Raw genomic sequence first — 23,300 nt, 5'->3', positions numbered from 1 at the left:
TCTCCCGAAGGAGTGAGGAAGACCACGGTGTGCGTCGGCAAGCGGGGCATCGACACGGGCGAACTGGTTCTTAAGGTGCACGGCGCAATGGGGTTCACGTGGGAGATGGGCCTGCACTACTACCTGCGCCACATGCTAATGGCGCAAGAGATCATCGGCGGACTGCGCAACCGTCTGTGAGCTGCGGGTTCGGGATGGCTCTGAGCCCGGAGCGATCCCGAACCAGCCGTTCACAAATTTCATTTGACCAATCGGTTGGTTGATCAACGGTTTTTACGACTTATGAAGTGTGGACTGAATGATTGAGTTTTTGGTCCCGCCAAACTGCCCGTTGCGGCCATCCTGGCCCGACACCTGACCGGTTCCCTACGAGGACTCGGTCAAGGGCGCCACCTCAACCCGGAGACGGGTCCCGACCTATGCGAGTCACTTATGTCATATGAATGCATTCTGCTGGAGAAAGATGGGCCCGTTGCGTGGATAACGCTCAACCGGCCACAGCGCCTCAACGCGATGAACGATCAACTGTTGGCCGATCTTGATAATGCGCTGCAGAGCCTGCGCGGAACGGCGAATCGGTTAGTAGTCATACGCGGCGCCGGCCGCGCCTTTTGCGCGGGATACGATGTGGCTCCCGATGCCGAAGAGATCGGCTACGCATCAGCCCGCGGGCCCGTGCAAGACCGCGACAGGCTGTTGTCCAATATCGAACTGTGGACGCGGATATGGCGCCATGAGCAGCCGATCATCGCCGCAGTCCACGGGCACTGCATCGGCGGCGGTACGCAATTGGCATCCCTATGCGCCATAACGATCGTCGCCGGGGATGCATCGATCCAGTCGTCTCCATCGCTGCCGATCGGTGGCGGATACCTGTCTCCGCTCTGGGTGCACCTGGTGGGGCCAAAACGAGCGAAGCTCATGTCCTTCGACGCAGGCCGACGCATCTCGGGCACCCAGGCCGTGGATTGGGGATGGGCCACAGAGGCTGTCCCGGCGGACCAACTTGAGACGTACGTCCGAGAGTTGGCCTATTCGATAGCAAGGACGCCGGGCAACCTCCTCCGCTTAAAAAAAGAGGCGATCAATCGAGTGGTCGAAATGGACGGACTGCTGACCTATGCGCGAACCGGAGCCGAGACCGATGCACTGCTTCACCTCACCCCGGAGGTCACTCTCGCCCAAGCCTGGATCAAAGAACTTGGACTCAAAGGTGCGATCCAGCGGTTCCGTGACAACGGGCTGCCAGACATAGAAGACGCGCAGTGAACACACTGCCACAATATTCGGATCTTCCGGAACTTGGGGGCCTCGACGTCAGGCATTCCTGGAACGTTCTGTCATCGCCCATAGGGACTCTTTCGTTCGTTGAGCCAGACGATGTGACACGCGCCGCTCGACTCGTCACCACAGGCACCACAATACCCCTGAACCTGCCCATCAACGCATTCGATCCACCGCTCTTCGGGCGGTTGCCAATGACCCATACGGTGTTGCAGCCGAGCGTCAACGAGGCCGAGGACCTGATCGATTCGTTCAACCCACAGGCCTCATCCCAACTTGACGGCCTTGCGCACATTCGTGCCCGTGAGTTCGGCTACTTCGGCGGACTCCTTGAGCTATCCCAAGCCCGTGAGCGAATTGGTATCCAACATGTCGCATCGCGAGGCATCGCCGCCCGCGGTGTTCTGCTGGATCTCGCTGAACGCGACATCAGCGAAGGCATGTCGCCGTTCGATGGGCGAATGTACGACACCGGATTCCTCAACGACGTGGCCGAAGCGCAGGGGGTTGAAATCCGAGCAGGCGATGTTCTGCTCATTCGGACGGGGTGGGCGTCCAGCTATTTGCAGCACTCGGTGTCCAATCGGATAGCCCCCACGAGCTGGAACGGTCTGAGAGCAGATGAGACCATGGCCGCATGGCTCTGGGATCACCGAATCGCCGCGGTGGGAGCCGACAACCCCGCCGTGGAGTGCGCACCCGGTGCCCGCGAGATCGGTTCTCTGCATCGTCGCCTCCTGCCTGCGCTCGGAATGTCGATGTTCGAGCTGCTTGACTTGGATAGACTCAGCGAAACTTGCAAGCGCCTGGGGCGATGGGAATTCTTCTTCGTCTCCGTACCACTGCATGTCGCGGGAGGTGTCAGCTCGCCCGCCAATGCGATGGCGATCCTCTGACTTAGTTGAACGCCCCCAGCCCGCGGCAGATCCGCGCGGGCCCTCAACGTCTGGAAGGAAACACAATGCCCGTTGAAACGTCATGGTCTGGATCGACTGCGATCCTGACACTGAGTAGCCCGCCTGTAAATACCGGAGATGCCACGCTCCGCCGTGACCTTCGAGACGCTCTCCTCAGCGCCGCGGCTGTTGCGGACCTCAGCGGCGTGGTAATTGAATCGTCGGGACGCCACTTCTATGCAGGGTCGGACATTAGTGAGCTTGACCGCCCAATCGAGGAGCCGCAATTGACGGGCGTTATTGCTGTCATCGAAGCGATGCCAGTGCCCGTCATCGCGTCAATCAATGGGCTTGCACTCGGTGGAGGGCTCGAGCTCGCGCTCGGCTGCGACGCGCGTATCGGGGACACTAGTGCGGTAGTGGGGTTCCCCGAGGTGACACTCGGCATGATCCCAGGCGCTGGAGGTACCGTCCGAGCTGGACGTCTCATCGGTCCTGCCGCCGCGATCGATCTCGTCGCATCGGCGCGGCGCGTGGACGCCGGAGAGGCAAAAGAACTGGGAATACTCGACCAGGTCGTCGAACCTGGCATGCTGCGCGATGCTGCCACCGAATGCGCTTCCACAATGGGCGTCAAGCGGCGTATCCGTGATCTACCGGTTCCCGAGTTCGATCCGGTAGCCCTAGACGGCGTGGCCCAACGCGCTGCTGGGCGCGCACGACCGAATGTGCTCGAAGCCATCGCCATGGTGTGCCGCGGCCTCACCCTCGGAATGGACGAGGCGCTTGCGGAAGAGCGAGCAATTTTCAACCGACTTCGACATAGCCGTGAGGCAGCGAATCTCCGCTATTTGTTCTTCGCCAAGCGGACGGCTGCCAGAGACCTGCGCACCTTGGAGAGTGGAAGAAAAATCGATCGGGTCGCAGTGGCCGGGGCCGGCACAATGGGTGCGGCGGTCGCGCGGCTCTTCGACGCTTACGGATTTTCCGTTACCGTCTTCGACCTGGACGAGTCCGCTTTGGGGCGGGTGGCGGCAAGGAGCACGATTGTAACCACGAACCAGCTCGGCGATCTCGCCGATTCTGATCTCGTCATCGATGCGATATTCGAGGACATGCGGGTTAAGCGGCAGTTCTTCACAGATTTGGAACCGCTGGTATCCGATGAGGCTATATTCGCCAGCAACACGTCGTATCTCGACCTCGATCAGATTGCCAGCGTTCTTAAGCGTCCAGAACGGTTCGCCGGGTTCCATTTCTTTAACCCGGCTGAGCGCAACCCGCTGGTCGAGGTGGTGCGTGCGGAATCCTCGAGTGACGGGACCCTCCGGACACTCGGAGCGCTGGCACTCAAACTCGGAAAGACAGTGATTCCGGCGCGTGTGGGGGACGGATTCGTTGCCAACCGTGTCTACGCGGATTACCGCTGCCAAGTCGAGTTCCTGATGGAGGACGGGGCGAGTCCGGAGGAAATCGATGCGGCGATGCGCGACCTTGGTCTGCCGATCGGTCCTTTCGCGGTAGGGGACATGTCAGGCCTTGATATTGCGTGGGCGCGCCGGAAGCGTCTCGCCGCGACCCGGGACCCCCGTCAACGCTATGTCACTGTCCCCGATACGCTCTGCGAACTCGGCCGTTTTGGCAAGAAGACGGGCGCCGGTTGGTATCGCTATACCGACGGTGCGGCTCGAGGGACCCCTGATCCCCAAGTAGCCACAATCATCGATGCCGCCCGTGCTGAAAAGGGAATCACGCCGCGGGCGATCACTGCCCGGGACATCCAATTCAGGGTGCTCGGATCGATGCTGTGCGCGGCGGCGGTTCTGCTGCGCGCCGGCGTTGCCGCCCGCGCCAGCGACATCGACGTCGCTTTGACGGAAGGCTTCGGGTTCCCCCGTTGGCTCGGCGGCCCCATTCGCTACCTCTCAAGCTTCAACGAAGAGGAAATCGTTCGCATCCTCAAAGCCGTCTTTGAATCCGACCCGATGGTGTTCGCCATCGCAGAACCAGCTCTTCTGGGTGACGTGCCTGAGGACATACGCATCGCTCTCGATGCCGTCAGAACGCCGGATCCCTAATGTCGGTGGCGCTGATGCTCCAATGGCCCCGTCGGGAAACGACGGAGCTTTGAGCACGTTTGCCCCTGAGGATTACGCCTCGGAGGCCTAAGCTCGACGAAGAGTGGAATTGTCTCGATTTTGATGCTAATCTAACAACCAGTCGTTTGGTGGATTGTTTTTCGAAACCTCACGAAACGACACTTGACAACGGTGTCTAGCTCCGTGGAGGAAGCGCATATATGGAACCCTTTGACGTTATCGTCTCTGGCTACGGCCCGACCGGGCAGGCTTTTGCATCGTTGCTCTCTCGGCTCGGCCATCGTGTTTGTGTCATCGAACGGTGGCCCTCGTTGTATGGACTTCCGCGCCTCTGCACCATTGACGGGGAGTCAGCGAGGATTGTCCAGGCCGCCGGCAACGTCGATGAGGCACTTCGCGACTCGCACCAACTCAAGCGCACCCTGCTTCTGAACGAGGACGAACAACTCATTCTGAAAATGGACCACGATCGGATGGCGATCAGTGGGTACCCGAGCCATATTTCGATGTACCAACCCCACATCGAGGACGCGATGGACGCCGCGGCCCGTCAGCACGGTGCCACCATCTACCAGGGATGGGAAGTGCAGTCCTGGACACAGGACGAAAACGGCGTCACGGTGGAGGCGCGGCAGACCGGTTCTATCGATCCAGCGGACACTATGACGCTCCAAGCCAAGTATCTCATCGGCGCGGACGGAGCGCGAAGCGCTGTCCGCGAGTCCGCAGGCATCATGAGGGACGGCTCCGATTTTCGCAGCGCCTGGATTTGCGTTGACGCAGTGCGCAAACGCACTCTGCCGAAATTCTGGGGACTGTCAGAAGACATGCGGGAATCGGTGATTATGGCCGCCCCAGAGGGGCGGGCCTTCGCGGTGATCCCCATCGGTGACCGCCGCCTGCGCTTCGAGTTCTACGCCGACCCAGCGAGCACGCACGACGAACGGATGGGGTTTGACGCCGGCTATGAGGTGCTTGAGCGCGTGCACGGATTGACCCGGGACGATGTCGAGATCTACCGTTCGGTGCTCTTTCCATTTGAGAGCAGGCTCGCCCGCACGTGGCAAAAGGGACGAGTTCTGCTAGCGGGCGACGCCGCTCACACAATGACGCCGTTCCTTGCTCAGGGAGCCTGCTCAGGGTTACGCGATGCCGTGAATCTCTCCTGGAAGCTCGACCTTGTTCTTCGGGGCCTGAGCGATCCATCATTGCTCGACATGTACTTCGTCGAGCGTTACCCTCAGGTCCGCGAGGTGGTTACTGTATCCGAACAAATCGGCGCATGGGCCATGGAATTGGATCCGGTGAAAGCCCGAACGCGCGACAAGCAATTGCTGGACGGCGCCGTGCTACCGCCACCACCACCCGCCGCCGACATCGACGATGGCGTTCTTTTCAAACAACCCAATGAATCAGCGGTGGGCCAACTCGCCCCCCAGGGGCGGGTGTCCTTTGGCGGGCGTGAGGGAAAATTTGACGACGTTTTCAGTTGGGGATTCCAACTCATCGTACGCGACGCTGACGTCCGAGCAACCCTCTCAGACGAGGACCGTGCGTTCCTGGAGGCGATCCACTGCACGGTTATCGGTGTCGGCGCAATGGAGAGCGACGGGGTGGCAGCCGATATCGACGGATCATATGCCGCCTACTTCGACGAACATCACATTGTGGGAATGATCGCACGGCCGGATTTCTACGTATTCGGGATTATGCACGAGCTCGACGACGCGGCGTTCCTCGTCGGTGAACTGCGACGGCAGCTGAGCGGATCGCACGAACGCGCGGTGCACGAAGCGGCGCACGCCAGCTAGGCACCCGAAGCTTCTCGAAACTCAAAGAAGGAGACAACAGCGTCATGTCCAATCTGAAATCCGCGCTTCATTACGACCCGGCCGCGAGGTTCGAAGTCGACAGCCACGACGTGGAATACCTCAATGTGGACGGGGTTTCACTCGCCGCTACGGTCTTCCAGCCGCGCGGTCAGGGCCCATTCCCCATGCTCATCGACGTCCACGGCGGTGGATGGCGTTTATTCAGTCGTACGCGACAGCGCCCTATCGATCTCGAGCTCGCCTCGCACGGCATCGTCGTTGTGTCACTCGACTTCCGCCAAGCGCCTCCAACGACGACTTTTACACGCGTTGACGGTCCCCACGCTCCTTATCCGGCGACGTTTAGCGACGTCAATTATGGCATCCGATGGTTCAAGGCACACGCTGCCGAGTTCAATGCGAGTGCCGACAGCGTCGGTGCCTTGGGCGTCTCCAGCGGTGCCCACAACGTTCTGATTAACGCAATGTTGGGGCAGAACGCACCCTTCGCGGCGCTGCCTCTTGCCGGAGCAGATTCAATCGATGCCAGCCTCGCATACATCATCTGTTCCGGATCCCCCGTCGACCTGGTCGACATGATGGTGGACGCGAACGTTACAGAAGCGGCCCCCGGGATCGAGGTCGGAGAACTCGATTTCTACGGCCTGCACGAGTATTTCGGAGGGGTGAAAGCTGTTACGGCGCTGAGCCCGTTACACATCGTCTCATCGCGCTCGGACATCCTCACGCCGCCCCTGCTTCTTGTCCACGGTGATGCCGACGATATGGGCGGAGTCTCGACGGACCGTCAATTCACGTTCGCTGGGGAATACGCCAAGGCCGGCGGCGTCGTGGAGCTCGCAGTGTACCCGGACGCTCCACATATTTTTCTCAACCGAGGTCTCGCTCCCGAGAGCGAAAATCTCGTCCGGGCTCTGGCAGGCATAGCAGGATTCATCCAACGCCAACTGTCCTACAACAACCACCCCTTCGACCCCGTGGCCGGTTTGGCAACGGGCGCCGTTTAGAACCTACAGGAGTAAAATCACATGCTGATTGCCGACATCGGTCACATCGCCTTCCGCGTCCCGGACGTCGATGTCTCCGTCAAATACGTCACCGAAGTGCTCGGGATGCTCGAAGTCGAGCGCATCGGAGATACCGCGTACGTAACGCAAGGAAGCCCCTACCCATCTGTCTGGCCGCAGTGCAATCACCACATCATGGAGTTCACAGGCGGATCGGAGGGCCCTGAGTTCGACCACATCGGTCTCATCGCCCAGGATCAAGCTGCGTTGGACGAGATCCGTGCGCGCGCCATCGCGATCGGGGCCAAGATCGACGAGTCTGTCACCAGTGAGCCCGGGATCCCGGAACTTCTGCGCATCGTCGCACCCACCGGTCACGTCATCGACACCTACGTGGAGATGGAACAGGTAGAGCGCGACTACCAACCAAAGGGTGTGATGACACACCGGCTGGCCCACGCATTCATGTGGACGCAGGATGTTAAGGGGCTTGTCGAGTTCCTCATTGATGTCTTCGGATTCAAGGCCTCCGACTGGATCGGGACCCCCGAAGATCCCTACATCGGCTTCCTGAGGTGCCACCTTGAGCACCACACCATTGCAGTAGGACGCGGACCGATCGAGGGGGTTCATCACTATGCTATGGAAGTTCCCGGCACGGCTGACCTCGGACGCTTGGGAGACCAACTCGCACGCTCGGGCCTTGGATACATGTGGGGACTTGGCCGCCATGGCGGCGGCGACAACATTGCCAGCTACCACGTAGCGCCCGATGGTTTGCTCGTAGAGGTTTATGCCGACATGCAGAAGATCGCCGGCGACGGGTGGAAGCCCCGCCACTGGAGCGTAGAGGACCCGCGTGGTGGAAATCTCTGGGGCGAAATGCCGGGAGATTTCCAGAAACTCATGGCACCACATGCACCGATCGCTCAACGATAGCCGTTGTCGATCAGAGGTGCAGCGAGATGAACGAATTTACGACGCGATACGGCGGGCACATCGTCAGCCAGCTCAAGGTCGCACGCGGATGGTCTTGGAGACAAGTGGTGCCTCCAAGCTCCCTCGTCGGTGCAAATGGCCTGGTCTTCGGACCCGATGGTGATATTTATGTCGCTGAAGGGCACGGAAGCGAGATAAGCGCCATCGACAGTCGTGACGGGACCGTACGGAACATCAGCCGCTCCGACGACCCCATAGAGTGTCCCGACGATCTAGCCTTCGACGCCGTGGGCACGATGTATGTTACGGAGTTCGCCCTCGGAAGGGTGAGTATGCGGCATCCGGACGGTGAGGTTCGAGTTCTGGATGCCGATGTTCCTTCGGCCAACGGAGTGACGACCCACGGCAACCGGGTGTTCGTAGATGAGTTTCGTCCGCTCGGACGAATCATGGAACTGTACCCCGATGGACGTGAACGAAGGATAATCGCCGAAGGCGTGGACTGGCCTAACGGCTTAGCGGTGGGACCGGACTTTCACCTCTACTACCCGTCAGTCTTTGCGGGGGAAGTGTGGAGAGTTGGCATTGATGGGGGTTCACCGGAGCGCGTAGCCTCAGGATTAACCGCCCCGACCGCGGTCAAATTCAGCCCTCAAGGCGAGCTTTACGCATCGCTCGCTGGCGGTGAAGTGGTGAGGGTGGACCCAATGTCAGGTTCAACCGCTGTCGTCGCAACTCTGCCGAAGGGCACGGACAACTTGGCCTTCCGCAGCGACGGCCGGCTGTTCGTATCCAATCAGCTCAACGGGAGCATAACCGGTGTAGACCGGGACGGCACCGCGACGACCCTTGTCCGTCCTGGTCTCGTGGGACCGTTCGGTATCGACGTCGCAGCAGATGGCAACATTTGCGTTGCAGATGCTCTGAGTTACGCGATCCTGAACCATACCGGCGTGCCCGATCGGCCAGCTTCTGTAAGCACCCCAGGGTTTCCGGGAGTGCTGCGTTCAGTCACCTATCTCGCGGACGGACGCCTCGCGCTCGGGACGACGACCGGCGGCATAGCACTCTACTCGCCAGGAAGCGAGGCACAGTTTCTGGCGACAGAGATCAAGGGGCTGATGGGCATCACCAGCACGCCAGACGGTGCGATAATCGCCGCGGCATCGCTAAGCGGTGAGATCCTGCGAGTCGATGAGACAGGCGTGGCAGTTCTCGCAACTGGCCTCGAGCAGCCTATGGGCGTCGCAGTGACCGGGCAGGGTGGAGTGATAGCGGCCGAGTCAGGGTCAGGACGACTCCGACACCTCAGCCCAGATGGCACCTCGAAAGTTCTGCTCGAGGGACTGAGCGAACCTCACGGCGTAGCCGTTTCCGGCGACGACGTGTATGTGATCGACCGCAGGGGCAGGGCACTGCATTATGTATCGCTTAGCGGCCGGATCCCGAGTTCGGTAATTGCCACAGATCTTCCGGTCGGACCTGCTCCTGGGGTGGGTGAAACCTTAGTCGCAGGGCTCCCAGGGCTCGCCCCGGGTCCATGGCTTCCCTTCGCCGATCTGGCCATTGCACCCGACGGTTCCGTCGTGGTGGGTTGTGACGGCTCAGGCGGCATCATCGCAGTGAAGCGCGATCAATAAATACCTTGATCAGACCTGCCTGAATCGACCTGGCATCCGACGCGACTTGCTCGCAACGAGCGATTGGCTGGCGTGAGGTTCGTTCAATCGAAACGAATGGAGAAATTATGGAGTCGAATTTGTTGACTGGACGAGTTGCCCTTGTCACTGGTGCGGGTGAGGGAATCGGGCGCGCGTCTGTGCTTGCCCTGGTGCAGCATGGAGCCCGCGTGGTTGGCTGTGACGTCGACGAGGACGCCCTCGCCGAAACCGACCGCATGGCTAACGACCTCCGGCCGGGCTCGTCCCGTTGTATTCGAGGGGATGTAACAAGTCCCCTCGATATCGGGGCTGCCGTTGCCTTCGCTGTCGCCGAATTCGGCAAACTCGATGTCGTCCATGCAAACGCTGGTGTTTCCCAACCAGCCTCCCCCGCCGGCGACATCCCGCTGAATCTCTGGCGTCGGGTACTCGAGGTTAACCTTACGGGCCTGTTCGTGACCTTTCAGGCGGCGGTTCCCGAGCTAGTGAAGTCCGGAAACGCGTCCTTCATCGCGACAGCTTCGGGACTCGGAGTGGTGGGGGCCCCAGGTCTCGCCGCCTATGTGGCGAGTAAGCATGCTGTACTCGGCTTCGTTAAATCTGCTGCTCTTGACTACGCCCCCCGTGGGCTTCGTGTCAACGCAGTAGCTCCAGGCATGACCGATACGCCAATGCTCTCGTCGTCTACAACCCCCGAAATCCGATCAGACATGACCGCCTCCATCCCGGCCGGCCGCTTCGGAAAGCCTAGTGAGATCGCAAACGTTGTCGTATGGCTCGCGTCTGAGCTTTCCAGTTATGTCGTCGGTGCCACAATCGTGGCCGACGGCGGAGACTCGATCGATTGAAGCATTTATACTGGTTATGATTAACAATCAAACAATCGTTTGGTAGTATTGGGTTAGGAACCAGTAGGGGAGCCATATGAAAATTGTCGTCTTGGTCAAGGAAGTCCCCGACACGTACGGGGATCGCAAGTTGAATTTGGAGACAGGCCTGGCGGATCGCGCTTCGGGTGAGATGGTCATGGATGAGGTTTGTGAGCGTTCGCTCGAGCTCGCGTTGAGCTATGCCGACAATAATCCGGGCACCGAAGTCGTGGTCCTTTCGGTGGCGCCGTCGGGGGCGACTGCAACGCTGCGTAAGGGCTTGGCAATGGGGGCAGCGTCCGCCGTGCAGGTGGTCGATGATGCGCTGGTAGGTGCCGACCTGGGTCTGACCGCCGAGGTACTCGCGGCAGCACTCACCCGGATCGGTTTCGATCTGGTGATTGCGGGGAATCAGTCAACGGACGGTTCGGGCGGTGTGATCGCTGCCATGATCGCCGAGTTGCTGGATGCGCCACAACTGTCATCGCTAAGTTCGGTCGCGATATCGGATGCTGCAGTGTCCGGCATGCGCGCCTCCGACGGTGCGACTATGCGGGTATCAGCCGAGCTGCCGGCGGTAGTCTCGATCACTGAAGCCCTGCCGGATGCACGTTTCCCGAACTTCAAGGACAGCATGTCGGCGAAGAAGAAGCCCTTCGAGACGATATCGCTAAACGACCTCGGCGTAAACGCCGAAGATCCTGAGGCATCTCGCTCCATTGTGATTGCCCTCTCGGAGAAGCCTCCGCGCGCAGCGGGCACGAAGATAGTCGACGAGGGCGATGCGGGCGAGCAGCTCGCGAATTTTCTCATCCAGAACCAGTTGACGTAAGGAGATCGATATGGCTGCATACCCGGAAGATGCGATCCTGGTGCATCTCGATGTGATGCCGACGGGTGAGCTTGCCCGTTCCAGCGCGGCGCTACTTGGGGCCGCAGCGGTTGTTGGCACCCCGATAGCGCTGATTGTGGCCGAAGGAAACGAGCTTGCCTCGGACGCCGCGGCGCTGGGCGCGGCTTCGGTCCTGATTGCCCCTGTGGACGCTGGACTGACCGTACCACTAGTCGATGCCCTGGCCGCTGCGGCGGTTCGCGTTCGCCCCGACGCCATCCTGGTGTCCAACTCGATTGAAGGCCGCGACGTCGCCGCCCGGTATGCAGCACGCACGCGGTCGACACTCGCCGTGGACGCCGTCGGTATCGCACGCGACCCCGAGGGGCTCGTAGGTCAGCATTCGGCGTATGGGGGCGCCTACAACGTCGACTCAGCGGCAACCTGGGGTACGCCTGTAATTACGGTACGTCAAGGCGCCATTGAGGCACGGGCAGTGGCGATGAAAGTGGTGGTAGAGCCGTTGACTGTGCCGCCGTCCGGGCGACGCTCGGCGTCTGTCGAGTCCGTGGACGTATCGGTGGTCAATTCGTCCCGTCCTGAGCTGCGTGGGGCGGTCTCCGTGGTGTCGGGCGGTCGCGGGTTGCGGTCGAAGGAAGAGTTTGTGCTCGTGGACCAACTGGCCGACGCACTGGGAGCCGCCGTCGGCGCGTCGCGAGCTGCTGTTGACGCGGGGTATGTGCCGCAGACATGTCAAGTGGGGCAGACAGGCGTCTCAGTGTCGCCCCAGCTGTACGTCGCCTTGGGCATATCGGGTGCGATACAGCACAAGGCGGGTATGCAGACAGCAAAGACGATCGTTGCTATCAATAAGGACGGCGATGCCCCGATTTTCGAGATTGCGGATTTCGGCGTCGTCGGCGACGTATTCACGGTGGTGCCGCAATTGATCGCGGCTTTGCAAGCGCGGAAGGCTTAGAGTTCTATGGTCACGCATAGGGGAATGAAGCGTCGCGGTCTGCCACGGCGCCCAGGTGGTGAACCTTGGCCTTCGCCCGGGTCCGCCCCTGAGCGTCTGCAGGTCCGTAAGCATGTGACAGTTGCAGGACCTGTCGATGGGCCCGCCTCGGGTTCTCTGGATTCGCTAGACTCACCCCCCGGGATAGCAACTACCGCTGCAATGCAGACCACCGAGTCGGCACTCTATTTGGGCCGTCGGGGGTTCCCACGCGTTCCCGGTGGCGAACCCTGTCCTTCAGCACTCCGTGCGATCACCGCAACCGCGGGAATAGTCGAGACGAGCTCACCGACCGCAAAACAACCGGCGCCGGAGCCATTCACCCCCGAACACGCCCAAGAGTCTGTCAAAAAACCGGCTGCTGTCCCTGGCGGCTCGGCGCCGCTGCGCCGTGGGCTCCCGCGTGTTGTTGGTAACGAGCCCTGGCCTGCCATGGAAGTGCCGCCTAACCCCAAAGCCTCGCCCACGCCCGCAGTTCCGGAGACTAAGCTTGTCGAATCGTCCCCACGTGTGGCGGCGTCGGTCGTCTCCACTGAGCCTGCGGCTACTCCACTGGAATCAGTCGTCGCCGCCTCAGAGGGACCGCTCACGCCGATGAAATCGACTCTGAGAGTGTCGCCGAAGGCGTTCTCGAGCAGGGAGGACGTCCCGCCGCCCGAGCCGAATAACCGCGGATCAGCCGTGGGTGCTCAGCGCGCACGGAAGAGCCTTGTCGGCGGCGTGGGGTTTCTTGTCGCCGCGGCGCTGCTGGTGCTTGTGGCGCGGTGGTTCGTCTCGCTCGGCGACGTTCGGGATTTCCTCGTCACCTATTCGGGGGAGTCGCATCTGCCCGACACCGCACCTGTTGGGATTCCTGGATGGTTGGCTTGGCAGCATTTCTTCAACACGTTCTTCATGGTGCTGATTATCCGAACCGGGTGGCAGGCGCGCGCGGATAAACGTCCGCGAGTTTTTTGGACACCGCGAGGGTCCAAGAACGGCCACGGCAAGATCAGTCTTTCGTTGTGGTTCCATCAGTTCCTGGACGTCCTATGGCTGGTCAACGGTCTTGTCTTCGTCGTGCTGCTGTTCGCAACGGGGCAGTGGATGCGAGTGGTTCCGACCAGCTGGGATGTGTTCCCGAACGCGGTTTCGGCGGCATTGCAGTACCTGTCACTGAACTGGCCGACGGAGAACGGGTGGGTCAACTACAACAGCCTGCAAGTAATCGCCTATTTCACGACAATCTTCGTCGCTGCGCCGTTGGCCGCTATCACAGGCATACGTATGTCGGGGTTCTGGCCCAAGAACGCACGTCGGCTGAACAAGGTGTACACGATCGAATGGGCACGCGCGGTGCACTTCCCCGTGATGCTCTACTTTACGTTTTTCATTGTCGTTCACGTCACCCTGGTGGTCGCGACCGGCGCGCTTCGCAACCTCAACCACATGTATGGCGGGCAGGACTCCGTGAATTGGGTTGGATTCTGGGTTTTCTTCGGCTCCCTCGTACTGATTACAGCTGGATGGTTCGCCGCCAAGCCCATCGTGCTGGCACCCCTTGCCCAGATCTTTGGCAAAGTCAGCGGGCGCTAACGCGTAGCCGACACGCCTTACGCCCGTGCTTTTAGGGAGTGCAGACAGGCATGAATGCGAGCAGCCTGCCATACTCCCCATGCTTTATTCGACGCTCGGATTCGTTGGGGCTGGAGGTCAGTGCCATTGGGACTTGCCCAGTCAGAATCGGTAGGCTTGACGGCGATCTGCAGGCCAACTACGCGACAGCCGGTCGGCCAGTGTTTTTACAAATTCGAGTTCTCGCCACACTCCGAGGGATCCTGACCACGTTTTTCTTGGACTATGCCAGGGACCCGGACCAGCCAGCCCGCCCGCCCGGCCATGATTGTGGCAGGCATCCGAAGGTTCTCCTCAGCGACGCGATTTGCCGGCTCCACAGCCCCCGAATCCCGAGGCGCCCGTACATAAATAGGCGGACCGTCAGCGCTGACCGCTTAGCAACGATGTTTTGGGCATGCCGACCGCGCCGCTATCGACCTTGCCGACTCGCACGCAGGAGGACCCAACCGCCGAGCTAGCGCCCATTCCTCCAGTGATCACTCGCCCAATCGTTCGGAACGGGCGGCTCAGTTTTCAAGCCGCCACAACGGCCCACTTTCCGAGCGTCACAGACTTGCAGCGCAACACACCCACAGGCCAATTGGACTGCGGAGGATTTCGCTGGACACGCGGCCACCGGTTGTTCTTCGGCGCAACTCTACGCGGGGCTTGGAACGCGTTGCGCGGTCTTCCGGTTGGCTCCTCCATGAATGACGCTAGTTCACTGATGCTTGTGGAAGGCTGATGTTCATGTGTCGTCGGGTATTAGGTGGCCTCTGCCAGTGTCGCCTGAGCCCTGGGGTGTCTGGGCTCAACACCCACCAGGTAGAGGTTCGTACTAGTCGGTGAGCCGGAGGACGTCGGCGGCGTTCGCGACCCACGCGTCAGTGCCTGCGTCGCCGTCCTGGTCGAGCGCGGGCTGCCAGTACTGCTTGTCGGTGATCCACGCGACCATGAGCTTTCACTGCTGGTCATAGAAGCCGTCCGGTAGCTGGGCGAAGACCTTGATGTGGTTCTTTTGCGCTAGTGGCCACGGTGTTGCCCGGACGCGACACGGCGGTCAAGACCTCCCCTGTGCCGTAGTCGACGCAGACGATGAAGGGAACGAAGCCATATCCGCCCTTGCACCTTTTTCCTTTCGGAACACTTGATTTCGCTTCCCGAAGTGGAGCCGAGCAGCCCAGTCGACGTTCCGGGGTATCGCGCTGCCGGCTTCCCTGAACTACTTTTGGCATGACGGAGTTTCTTACCAGAATCCTTCCGATATGGGCGCAGTCGTTCGCACCGCAAAGCCTTCGCTCCGGGCCTGGTGGAAACCCCGATGACAGCAGGAGTAATCGGCACTACTGATGGCGCGGCGATGATGACCGTGATTGTGCCGAAACCGCTCGACCGTCACCATGGCGCGAGTCAGTTACGGACGTGCTCATCTGGCTTACGTCCGAGCAGAACAGCCGATTGTGCGCACGGGAGCTCTACGGAGACGGCGACGGAAGCAGTGTTGCTCAGCACTGACGCACACACATGGACCAACGCCGCCCGCGCGCCGGCAGAGAAGTGTGAGGACGCCCCCTAGATTGCTGCTCCTGCAGAGGGGACTCAGTACATTGCGACGAGACGCCCTTGGACTTCTCCTTTGGCGAGCCGGCTGATTCCGTCCGGGATGCCGTCGAAGTCGGTCGGGGAGATCACCGGCTCGATGTCACCGGAAGCGATCCAAGCAAGGACCGCTTCCATATCGCTCTTGCTGCCTCCACCGCTGCCCACGAGGGTTACATTCTTGGACACGAGTTGGTAAGTATCGATCGTCGCTTCCAAGCGGCCCATCCCGATTAGAACGACTCGTCCACGCTCCCGTACCGCACCGATCGCACCTGCTGTGGTGGAACCGAAGCCAGCGAAGTCCACAATTAAGTCCAACTCCAGATCCGCCAATTCGGATACGTCGCGCACCACGCGGCGTGCGCCGATCTCTCGAGCAGCCTCCCATACGCTTTCGTTTACTTCGGCCACGTAAATCTCTGCGCCACTGAGCACAGCCACCCTCGCGCCGATCCTTCCTAGCGCGCCAAATCCGATGATCCCTACGCGTTGCCCCGGCTTCACCTGTCCCGCGCTGACGACGCCGGCATGGGCTGTCATCCCAGGTTCCGCGAACACCGCACGCTCAAGTGCAACGCTATCGGGTACGTGAACCAGGTTCTCGGCGCGGGCCACGATGTACTGCCCGAATCCGCCATCCCTCAGGTAGCCATGGAGCTCCCCAATCGACCACACCACGACGCGGTCTCCCTTAGAAAAGGTGGTGACCTCTGGACCGAGAGCTACAACCTTACCGGCGATCTCATGGCCGGGAACGACGGGCAGATTCATCATGTCGAGCCATTTACTGTCTTCGAACAGTCCCACATCGGAGTGGCAGATCCCGCAAGCACCCACGGCGACGAGCACCTCGCCAATGCCCGGCTCAGGGTTGGGCAATTCCACCAACTCGAGTGGGGCATCCGTATTGCTAAAACGCCATGCTTTCATTGTTTTCTCCTTCTGCTCGGCGATCAGCTCGAGCCGTAGACGCACCGATATCGGCTCGCGTCTTTATGGTTTCGGTATGACTGAAGGGTGTGGGGAGGCGCGGTTCGTGAGACAGAGCGCTCAAGTCCACGTCCAGAACAAGACCGAGGGGCTGCGGACCAACCACCAGTACCGAACCAACCTGGTGGGATCGATCACTCCGCCGCCGGCATGATCTGTTTCCTCTTGCACAAAGTCAGCTCGAAATCTGCATCAGATACGCGAGCCATATCTTTATCGCTGGGCGGAAGTGCCCAATGAGCGCGAGACTAGCACGCCATGGTGCTTGTCCGCCAGCAGCGGGCCGCCGGAGTAGCATTTCCACTCACTGGGCGAACACGTGGCCTACTACAATTCGCGGCCGCGCACTTGCTGGGCGAAGCCGCCTGGCCCCAGGGCAACAATGATTCGGTCGTTTGTTTGACAGGGCAGGGACGTGGCGATAAAATTCTAAGTGTACCTCCCGGATGGGGAAACGTCGAGAGGAGAGGTGCTTGGACGACCTCCAACGTCTTATTGCAGTGGAAGAAATCAAGAAGCTAAAGTCCCGCTATTTTCGAGCACTCGATAAAAAGGACTGGGACGCCTTTGCCGCGAATTTCACCGAGGATATCATCTTCGACTTTACAGAGTCGGACTCTGGAGAAGACGTCGACAAACTCGTTCATCACGTCTACAGGGTCGAAGGCGCTATACAAGCAGCGGAGTGGGCAAGGGATGCTCTTGGTGACGCCGTTACATCCCATCACGGGCACATGCCGGACATCGATATTGTGGATGAGGAATCAGCCACCGGCATATGGTCGTTAAACGATCAGATCTGGTTTCCAGATGGAATTGAATTTCGTTATTCCAAACTCGAGGGCTACGGTCATTACGAGGAGAAATACAAAAAGGTTAACGGTGTCTGGAAGGTCTCCATGGCGAAATTTGTTCGTCATCACGCTGTTTGGACTGTCAGGCCGAACTAGATGCGGTTTCCATCTCTCTTGCCTTCGACTGGTTTACAACAAATGACCGGGTGACAGACATTCGCTCAGCCTTTCTGACGCGAGTCGATTCCCGACCGGCGAACCTTGACAAAATCTCCACGGATCAAACTTGCGTGGAGCCCATCCTAGGAGAAATAATGCTGACCGCCAAGACTGGTCGAAACTCACAAGACAAACCAGCGAGAACCCGAGAGCGCTATAACCGGGACGACAACGTAATCGCTGCAGCCATCTCGGTTATGTCCGAGAAAGGCTACGCTTCGACGTCGATTCAGGAGGTTGCGGAGCGCGTCGGTGTCCTGAAAGGCAGCCTATATCACTATTTCAGCTCCAAGGAAGAGCTTCTCTTCCGCATCCTTGAAGAGTCCCACGAACAGTCGAGGGAGATCCACCGGGCCGTGATCGAGCTGGACCTACCGCCGGTGGAAACCCTCTTGCTCTACGTACGCCGGCTAAGCGAGTGGTATCTGGCGAATATCGAGCGCGCGAATATTTTCTTCACGGAGATGAAGCACTTGAGCGGAGAGCGGCATGTTGCTGCCGCAGGCTGGGGCCGCGCATTCGAACGCGATATCAGCGAGCAGGTGATTGCGGGTCAAGCTGACGGAAGTATTCGAGATGACATTGATCAGCGCCTGCTGACGCGCTTCATTATCGGTGCCGTCAATAACGTCAGGTTCTGGCCAAGCCGGCGCTCGAGCCATAAGTTTGACGATGATTCTATTGTAGCGGCGCTTGTAGCGCTCATCGGTGACTCCATCATGCCTCATAGCTACGCGCGGGGCCCGCTTTCCCCCAAGTCCGCTTCAATCGCGTTTTCTGATCCGACCTGAGGTTGACTCGGCTCGTGCCCGCCGGAACTACCGGCAACTTTCCTGATTAAGGAGCAACGACGTGCGTTCGCCACGGACTCGGAGTGCGGATTTACAGGAATGTTCGGACTTGAAGCGTGTGCAGAGCGCCCACTTAATGCAGTCGACCAGTGACGTCTTGGTTGCTCTTTCGTAGAAGGAATCAGGGTCCCTTTTCAAACGACCGTAGGGTAAAGTGAGCGCACGCATGATGCTTCGTTACCTGGTCAGAGAGGACCTGATGGATGAATGATGTGAAGGACTTGGTGGACTTCGCGGTCGCTCGTGGCGAGGACGACTACGAGGAAGCGCGTCAGGCTATTGTGTGGCAGCAGAATGTTCCTGACCGGTTTCCTGACGTGATTGTCAAGGTCAAGAATCAAGCAGAGGTCGCCCGGGTCGTGAGGTGGGCTGCCGCTAACGATCTGAAGGTCTCCGCCCGTTCGGGTGGTCACGCTTGGGCTGCCTCCAGTCTCCGTGACGGCGGGGTGCTCATCGATCTCTCCGCACTGAACTCGATTGACGTAGATGTTGAATCGAATATTGCCCAGGTGGGGCCGGGGACTAAAGGAGAGCAGCTGAACGCCAGGTTGGCTCCTCATGGTCTCTTTTTTCCAACCGGTCACTGCCCGTCAGTGGGGTTAGGCGGATTTCTGCTAGGTGGGGGTTATGGGGTTGCCGGGGGTAAGCGTGAGTCCTGCATGAGCGTTCGGGCGATTGACGTCGTTACCCCGCAGGGCGATCTAATTCGTGCTGACGAGACCCAGAACGTTGACTATTTCTGGGCGGCACGGGGTTCGGGCGCTGGGTTCTTTGGCATCGTTACAAGCTTCCACCTCAACGTCTACCCGCGTCCCACCGTGGGGATGAATTTATCCGTCACTTTTCCTTTGTCGCGATGGGAGGATGCATTACGGTGGGGCCTGACGGTATCAGACAAGCTTGACGACGATGTTGAGTTGTACCTGCTGATCGGAGGCTTTCCTGACATGGAAGATCCGTCAATCATTAATGTCGGCGTGCTGGTCGCAGCCACCGTATTTGCCGACAGCGAAGATGACGCACTTGCCGCGCTCCACCCGCTGACGGATTGTCCTGTGGAGGAGGCTGCGATTGGCGACGCCAGGCCCACGACGATAGAGGAGATCTACGCACTTAATGACTTCATCGACCCACCTGGCTACAGGTATGCAGTCGATAACATGTGGACGAGTGCGGCGATCGATGACCTAGTCCCTGGACTGACGCCGATCGTCGACAACTTGCCGTCGCCCCGATCGTACCTTCTCTGGTGGCTGTGGACCGCCGATGACGATCAGACCGCTGCTGTTTCCTCTCCTGGGCCGTCATTTTATTCCGCGTATGCGATCTATGACGACGCCTCGGACGATGAGAGGGCTATCGCGTGGGTAACGGACAATATGCGGGCGCTGGAGCCCTGGTCCAATGGTGTGCAGCTCAACGATGAGAACCTTGGACGTCGCTTCTTCCGACCACTCACAGAGCCGAAGCTCAAGAAGCTGGAGGGTCTCCGCGACAAGCACGACGGGGGGAGGCGATTCTTCGCCTTTCCCGGCGTTGAGTAACCAGTACCCCGCCATTCCGTGCTTTCTTCACTGTGACTGTGCATCAGTAGAGCGTGGTCAGTGGCTCCTGAACTTTTCTGTCCAATGGGCAAGGACTCCTCCTCTGATTGCTGCTTGGGCACACACCGTCAACATGGAAATAGGGGACCCCTCCCCGGTACACGCGACAGGTTATAAGCGCGCGGTCGACGCCGTTGGGCAGCCTCGATATCAAAACCTTTTCCTAGGACATTAAATTGCCAATATATAGGTCCTGACTCGTGAGTTGGACCATTCTCCGCGTACGGGCGGTGACAATTTAGGTATTTGTCGATCGTGTGCGCTCATAAGATGTTTGCCCGTTTAGCGGCTCCCGCCCACCGTGCAGTTACTCGGGTAAAAACCCTTGGCCCGCTTTGCGTAACCAATTAGACCGGGCGCGAGACTCTGCCGTCCCCACGCCCTCGAGAAGCGCGGTCATCTTGCTTTGGCCAAGACCCTCACCGGGCTCGTAGACATGGGCCCGAGCACCGAGAACGCAGGAAGTCGGCGAAACTTGTCCCAAAGCTTAACAACCGTACGGTTGTTTGATGCGCCTTTCAGTGCTAGCGTGCACAGAACGTGATAAGTCCCACAACGCGGAAGCGTGATGTGCCTCGGTGCAAATGCGGTCAGAAGAGCCATCGTGGCGGCACGACGAGGACTCTGACCGGAGACCCTCATCAGCGACGGCAGGCAGACGTGGCAGCCCGCTGTTACACCTTCAAGGAGCAGCGGCGATGGACAAACTCATCTGCTTCTTCAACGAAGTGGACGCAGTCCCGCCGGTTTTGGCCTGACGGGTGTGAACAGCGGATACCCAGAGGTCCGTGGACTACACGGGGAGCAGTACCGAGTGACCGAGTGCCGTTCGACAGCAAAGTCACTTACAGGTCGCTGTGTGGGCTGGGAAATGGATCCGGCGATGAGCCCGGGTGGCCGACCCCACTTGGGGTGAACTTAACTACTCAGAGATTGGAAGCAAGATGAGATTCACGAAAGTGCGAAGGCTGTCCGCAGCCGTCGCAGTGATGCTGGCCCTTCTGCTGGCAGGCTGCTCGTCAGGCTCGCCTGAAGCAGCACCTTCCGGACCACCCTCCGCCAGTGGCGGCAACGCGGACTTCCCCTCGCTCGCCGAACTATACGAGGGCACATCGGCAGAACCGCCCTCGGACGGCCCTGCGGCGGCGAAGGACAAATCGGTGTGGGTCATCAACTGCGGGTCACCCTGTAACTCGGGCGCGGAGGCAGCGAAGGAAGCTGCCAGCGCGTTGGGTTGGGACTACAACTACGCGGACGGAAACCTGAATATCGCCGGCGGGTATGCGAGCGCGATTCGCACGGCCCTGGCATCCCATCCTGATGCCCTTTACATCCAGGGTTTCAGTTGCTCGGTCGCACAGCAGCCGTTGCAAGAAGCGAAGGACCAGGGCGTTCCCGTTATCAGCGTTGATGGGGTGAACTGCAATGGCGCCGACGATAACCCTTTGTTCACGGTCCCAAACGCCGTCAACAAGACTGTCGGTGACAACATAGAAGAATTTTGGAAGGACAACGGTAGGCGCGCGGCTTGGTTCCTCATCGCAGCAACGAACGGCAATCTCAAAGCAATCTCAACGGACGGGCCGGATCCGCTGGAACATGCAATCGCCACGGGCTTCGAGGAGGAGGTCGCGAAATGCGGTGGCTGCATGATTCTTCAGTCGATCAATTCTCCCGGCACGGACCTCATCCCCAACGGTCCGTGGATTCAAAACTTCAGGACCTCACTCGTCACAAACCCCGACGCCAATGGCGTGTTCCTGCCGTTTGACTTCATGTACGGCACCCTTGGTGGCGCAGCAGCGATGAACGAAGCGGGCAGTAAAGCGAGCATGGCCGGAGGGCTGGGAATCGCCGAGGCAACCGATCTTGTCAGCAGCGGAAAGCTGACGTGGCCCGGTGCTGCTGATGACACTTTCAAGGGGTGGGCTGCGATGGACAACCTCAACCGATTCTTCAATGGGGTGACCGCGGCTCCGCAGGGAGTGGGTCAAGCGGCAGTGAACACCGACAATCCAGATGCCATCCCGGCGGCGGGAAAGCCGTACCAGGTGCCGTTCGACTATAAAGCCGTCTACAGATCGGTATGGGCAGGGAAGTAGCTGCATCCGTGACGTTGGGAGACCGGGTGCTACGCGCTTGTGGTGTTACGCCCGGTTTCCCGCACGAAGAGATTTCAGGGTAGTTGACGCCCGCGATCAGCCCGCCACGGAGTTGCCAGCGGGCCTAGGGCGGCTGCGAAACGCGCAGAAGGGATGATCATGGATCGTACGTACATTATTACCGGGGCCGGTTCGGGTATAGGTAAGGCAACTGCCGACCGTTTGCGCGCGCAGGGAGCGACCGTCGTGGGGGTGGATTTGCGGGGTACTGAGGTACAGGGCGATCTGTCGACGGCTGCCGGCCGGGAGGCGGCGGTGGACGCTGCCGTCGATGCAGCTTCGGGATCTGTGGATGCGGTTATTGCTTGTGCGGGGATCGCGCTGCCGAATCCGCTGACGGCTTCCGTGAACTACTTTGGCATGACGGAGTTTCTTACCCGAATCCGTCCGGTATTGGCGCAGTCGACCGCACCGCGTGCCGCGCTTGTCTCCTCAGTGTCGTCTGTTCACCCGAATCACCCGGGATTAGTCGAGGCGCTGTTGACTGATAATGAGGGTGCTGCGCTGGTGGTTGCAGCGGAGATGACGCTGGACGAACGCGTGGCTAATCTGGTTTACCAGTCCACCAAACGAGCAATATCCCTTTGGTTACGCCGCGAAGCACCCACCGCTGGGTGGGCGGGCGCAGGCATTCCCCTCAATGCCGTCGCACCAGGCCTGGTCGAAACTCCGATGACAGCAGGATTGCTCCATACCGTGGATGGCGCGGCCATGATGGATGCGATTGTGCCAACACCGCTGAACCATCACCAGTCGCGAGAGTCGATTGCGGATGCGCTCATCTGGCTTACGTCCGAGCAAAACAGCCATATGTGCGGCCAAATGCTCTATGTCGACGGCGGGGCCGAAGTAGTGTTGCGCGGCACAGACGTCTACGAGTGGGCCGACGCCGCTATCAGCACCACTTTCGCGGAGATTTCAACCAAACTGTCTCACTGATCGCACGCCCTCTATTACTTGCTTGCTCGCACTAAACAAACGAATGGTTGGTTACTATGCTCCAGATGCCATATCACGCGGGATACATCGTCGCTGACATCCACGA

Annotated in this window: 18 protein-coding genes; 17 read left to right on the top strand and 1 reads right to left on the bottom strand. The window is 59.8% G+C overall.

Annotated features, from left to right (window positions below):
- The 12 genes from EYS21_RS23525 to EYS21_RS23875 all read left to right on the top strand — a co-directional run.
- Window positions 1-180 (top strand): hypothetical protein (locus EYS21_RS23525; protein WP_207307865.1); only part of this gene is annotated, 180 nt, incomplete at its 5' end.
- Window positions 181-432: 252 nt separating this feature from the next.
- Window positions 433-1,269: an enoyl-CoA hydratase-related protein gene (locus tag EYS21_RS22805; protein WP_131135522.1), complete on the top strand. Its 837-nt coding sequence runs from the start codon at window positions 433-435 to the stop codon at window positions 1,267-1,269.
- On the top strand, window positions 1,266-2,180 hold the full coding sequence (locus EYS21_RS22800) for a cyclase family protein (protein ID WP_131135521.1): 915 nt from the start codon (window positions 1,266-1,268) through the stop codon (window positions 2,178-2,180). The genes EYS21_RS22805 and EYS21_RS22800 overlap by 4 nt, the downstream gene beginning before the upstream one ends.
- Before the next feature lie 65 nt (window positions 2,181-2,245).
- Window positions 2,246-4,258: a 3-hydroxyacyl-CoA dehydrogenase NAD-binding domain-containing protein gene (locus tag EYS21_RS22795; RefSeq protein ID WP_131135520.1), complete on the top strand. Its 2,013-nt coding sequence runs from the start codon at window positions 2,246-2,248 to the stop codon at window positions 4,256-4,258.
- Window positions 4,259-4,479: 221 nt separating this feature from the next.
- Window positions 4,480-6,090, top strand: a complete 1,611-nt coding sequence (locus EYS21_RS22790; protein WP_131135519.1) for a bifunctional 3-(3-hydroxy-phenyl)propionate/3-hydroxycinnamic acid hydroxylase — start codon at window positions 4,480-4,482, stop codon at window positions 6,088-6,090.
- Window positions 6,091-6,134: 44 nt separating this feature from the next.
- Window positions 6,135-7,118 (top strand): alpha/beta hydrolase, encoded by a 984-nt coding sequence (locus EYS21_RS22785; protein WP_131135518.1) that lies wholly within the window; start codon window positions 6,135-6,137, stop codon window positions 7,116-7,118.
- Window positions 7,119-7,139: 21 nt separating this feature from the next.
- Entirely contained in the window at window positions 7,140-8,057 is a 918-nt protein-coding gene (locus EYS21_RS22780) for a VOC family protein (RefSeq protein ID WP_131135517.1), read from the top strand.
- A 26-nt stretch (window positions 8,058-8,083) separates the two neighbouring features.
- Window positions 8,084-9,697, top strand: a complete 1,614-nt coding sequence (locus EYS21_RS22775; protein WP_131135516.1) for an SMP-30/gluconolactonase/LRE family protein — start codon at window positions 8,084-8,086, stop codon at window positions 9,695-9,697.
- 107 nt (window positions 9,698-9,804) lie between these two features.
- Complete coding sequence (locus EYS21_RS22770) at window positions 9,805-10,566, top strand: SDR family NAD(P)-dependent oxidoreductase (protein ID WP_131135515.1); 762 nt, start codon at window positions 9,805-9,807, stop codon at window positions 10,564-10,566.
- A gap of 76 nt (window positions 10,567-10,642) precedes the next feature.
- Window positions 10,643-11,419, top strand: coding sequence for an electron transfer flavoprotein subunit beta/FixA family protein (locus tag EYS21_RS22765; RefSeq protein ID WP_131135514.1), 777 nt, complete (start codon window positions 10,643-10,645; stop codon window positions 11,417-11,419).
- A gap of 10 nt (window positions 11,420-11,429) precedes the next feature.
- Window positions 11,430-12,398, top strand: coding sequence for an electron transfer flavoprotein subunit alpha/FixB family protein (locus tag EYS21_RS22760; protein WP_131135513.1), 969 nt, complete (start codon window positions 11,430-11,432; stop codon window positions 12,396-12,398).
- A gap of 720 nt (window positions 12,399-13,118) precedes the next feature.
- On the top strand, window positions 13,119-14,012 hold the full coding sequence (locus EYS21_RS23875) for a cytochrome b/b6 domain-containing protein (RefSeq protein WP_242633578.1): 894 nt from the start codon (window positions 13,119-13,121) through the stop codon (window positions 14,010-14,012).
- Between the two features lie 1,620 nt (window positions 14,013-15,632).
- Here the strand turns inward: EYS21_RS23875 and EYS21_RS22750 are convergent.
- Window positions 15,633-16,565, bottom strand: coding sequence for a zinc-binding dehydrogenase (locus tag EYS21_RS22750; protein WP_131135511.1), 933 nt, complete (start codon window positions 16,563-16,565; stop codon window positions 15,633-15,635).
- Between the two features lie 533 nt (window positions 16,566-17,098).
- On the opposite strand from EYS21_RS22750, the gene EYS21_RS22745 reads away from it, so the two are divergent.
- From EYS21_RS22745 to EYS21_RS22725, 5 genes are all read left to right on the top strand, one after another.
- Window positions 17,099-17,575: a nuclear transport factor 2 family protein gene (locus tag EYS21_RS22745; protein ID WP_165478390.1), complete on the top strand. Its 477-nt coding sequence runs from the start codon at window positions 17,099-17,101 to the stop codon at window positions 17,573-17,575.
- 158 nt (window positions 17,576-17,733) lie between these two features.
- A complete protein-coding gene (locus tag EYS21_RS22740) occupies window positions 17,734-18,429 on the top strand; it encodes a TetR/AcrR family transcriptional regulator (RefSeq protein WP_131135509.1) in 696 nt (231 codons plus the stop codon).
- A gap of 263 nt (window positions 18,430-18,692) precedes the next feature.
- Window positions 18,693-20,033: an FAD-binding oxidoreductase gene (locus EYS21_RS22735; RefSeq protein WP_131135508.1), complete on the top strand. Its 1,341-nt coding sequence runs from the start codon at window positions 18,693-18,695 to the stop codon at window positions 20,031-20,033.
- Between the two features lie 1,004 nt (window positions 20,034-21,037).
- Window positions 21,038-22,195: a substrate-binding domain-containing protein gene (locus EYS21_RS22730; protein ID WP_131135507.1), complete on the top strand. Its 1,158-nt coding sequence runs from the start codon at window positions 21,038-21,040 to the stop codon at window positions 22,193-22,195.
- 159 nt (window positions 22,196-22,354) lie between these two features.
- Window positions 22,355-23,194, top strand: coding sequence for an SDR family oxidoreductase (locus tag EYS21_RS22725; RefSeq protein WP_131135506.1), 840 nt, complete (start codon window positions 22,355-22,357; stop codon window positions 23,192-23,194).
- Window positions 23,195-23,300: the final 106 nt, after the last annotated feature.

This window comes from Arthrobacter sp. S39 (genome assembly GCF_004320525.1).
GTDB lineage: Bacteria > Actinomycetota > Actinomycetes > Actinomycetales > Micrococcaceae > Arthrobacter.
The sequence above is the reverse complement of the archived record's forward strand: the minus strand, read 5'-3'. Positions and strand labels throughout refer to the sequence as shown.

Coding starts and splice junctions, on each gene's coding strand:
- EYS21_RS22775 (WP_131135516.1), top strand. CDS start 8,084: ATGAACGAATTTACGACGCGATACGGCGGGCACATCGTCAGCCAGCTC.
- EYS21_RS22790 (WP_131135519.1), top strand. CDS start 4,480: ATGGAACCCTTTGACGTTATCGTCTCTGGCTACGGCCCGACCGGGCAG.
- EYS21_RS22765 (WP_131135514.1), top strand. CDS start 10,643: ATGAAAATTGTCGTCTTGGTCAAGGAAGTCCCCGACACGTACGGGGAT.
- EYS21_RS22735 (WP_131135508.1), top strand. CDS start 18,693: ATGAATGATGTGAAGGACTTGGTGGACTTCGCGGTCGCTCGTGGCGAG.
- EYS21_RS22780 (WP_131135517.1), top strand. CDS start 7,140: ATGCTGATTGCCGACATCGGTCACATCGCCTTCCGCGTCCCGGACGTC.
- EYS21_RS22770 (WP_131135515.1), top strand. CDS start 9,805: ATGGAGTCGAATTTGTTGACTGGACGAGTTGCCCTTGTCACTGGTGCG.
- EYS21_RS22740 (WP_131135509.1), top strand. CDS start 17,734: ATGCTGACCGCCAAGACTGGTCGAAACTCACAAGACAAACCAGCGAGA.
- EYS21_RS22805 (WP_131135522.1), top strand. CDS start 433: ATGTCATATGAATGCATTCTGCTGGAGAAAGATGGGCCCGTTGCGTGG.
- EYS21_RS22760 (WP_131135513.1), top strand. CDS start 11,430: ATGGCTGCATACCCGGAAGATGCGATCCTGGTGCATCTCGATGTGATG.
- EYS21_RS22795 (WP_131135520.1), top strand. CDS start 2,246: ATGCCCGTTGAAACGTCATGGTCTGGATCGACTGCGATCCTGACACTG.
- EYS21_RS22725 (WP_131135506.1), top strand. CDS start 22,355: ATGGATCGTACGTACATTATTACCGGGGCCGGTTCGGGTATAGGTAAG.
- EYS21_RS22785 (WP_131135518.1), top strand. CDS start 6,135: ATGTCCAATCTGAAATCCGCGCTTCATTACGACCCGGCCGCGAGGTTC.
- EYS21_RS22750 (WP_131135511.1), bottom strand. CDS start 16,565: ATGAAAGCATGGCGTTTTAGCAATACGGATGCCCCACTCGAGTTGGTG.
- EYS21_RS22730 (WP_131135507.1), top strand. CDS start 21,038: ATGAGATTCACGAAAGTGCGAAGGCTGTCCGCAGCCGTCGCAGTGATG.